This window comes from Streptomyces sp. 15-116A (assembly GCF_025290915.1).
GTDB lineage: Bacteria > Actinomycetota > Actinomycetes > Streptomycetales > Streptomycetaceae > Streptomyces.
Map to the genome: position 1 here is coordinate 1 of NZ_JAOCQE010000558.1, position 1018 is coordinate 1018.

Below are 1018 nucleotides of genomic sequence, written 5' to 3' on the forward strand. Positions count from 1 at the left end.
CCAGCCGGCCGGCCGCCAGGCCCTGACCCGCGCGATGGCCCGCGAGAACTCAGCGGGCGGCGGTACGGCCGTGGCCGTGGACAGCCTCCCCGACCGCATCGTCACCGCCCTCGACGCGGACGGCGCCGACGTGCACCGCCCCGACCTCGGCAGCCTCGTCGCCACCGTCCCCGCCGACCCGCAGGCCCGCAACGAGGCCCGTCAGGCGGTCGCCGCCGTCGACGACGAGGCCGTCCGCCTGAAGTCGGCCGTGAAGGCCCGCGACGGCTTCTTCACCACCTTCTTCATCAGCCCGTACTCCCGCTACATCGCCCGCTGGTGCGCCCGCCGGGGCCTGACCCCCAACCAGGTCACCACCGCCTCGCTGCTCACCGCGCTCATAGCGGCCGGCTGCGCCGCCACCGGCACCCGCGGCGGCTTCGTCGCCGCCGGCGTGCTGCTCATCGCCTCCTTCGTCCTGGACTGCACCGACGGCCAGCTCGCCCGCTACTCGCTGCAGTACTCCACCCTCGGCGCCTGGCTCGACGCCACCTTCGACCGGGCCAAGGAGTACGCCTACTACGCGGGCCTCGCCCTCGGCGCGGCCCGCGGCGGCGACGACGTCTGGGCCCTCGCCCTCGGCGCGATGGTCCTCCAGACCTGCCGGCACGTGGTCGACTTCTCCTTCAACGAGGCCAACCACGACGCCACCGCCAACACCAGCCCCACCGCCGCGCTCTCCGACAAGCTCGACAGCGTCGGCTGGACGGTCTGGGCGCGCCGCATGATCGTCCTGCCGATCGGCGAGCGCTGGGCCATGATCGCCGTCCTCACGGCGGTCACCACGCCCCGGATCACCTTCTACGCCCTGCTCATCGGCTGCGCCTTCGCCGCGACGTACACCACGGCGGGCCGGGTGCTGCGCTCCCTGACCCGCAAGGCGAAGCGCACCGACCGGGCCGCGCGGGCCCTGGCCGACCTCGCCGACTCGGGCCCGCTCGCCGAGGGCGTCGCGGGGGCGCTGAGGAACCCCGCCCGC

Annotated in this window: 1 protein-coding gene; it reads left to right on the forward strand. The window is 75.0% G+C overall.

The genetic code is table 11. From position 1 onward, the window contains the following. On the forward strand, positions 1–1018 hold a 1018-nt coding region (locus tag N4P33_RS35450), incomplete at both ends, for a CDP-alcohol phosphatidyltransferase family protein (protein ID WP_260831022.1).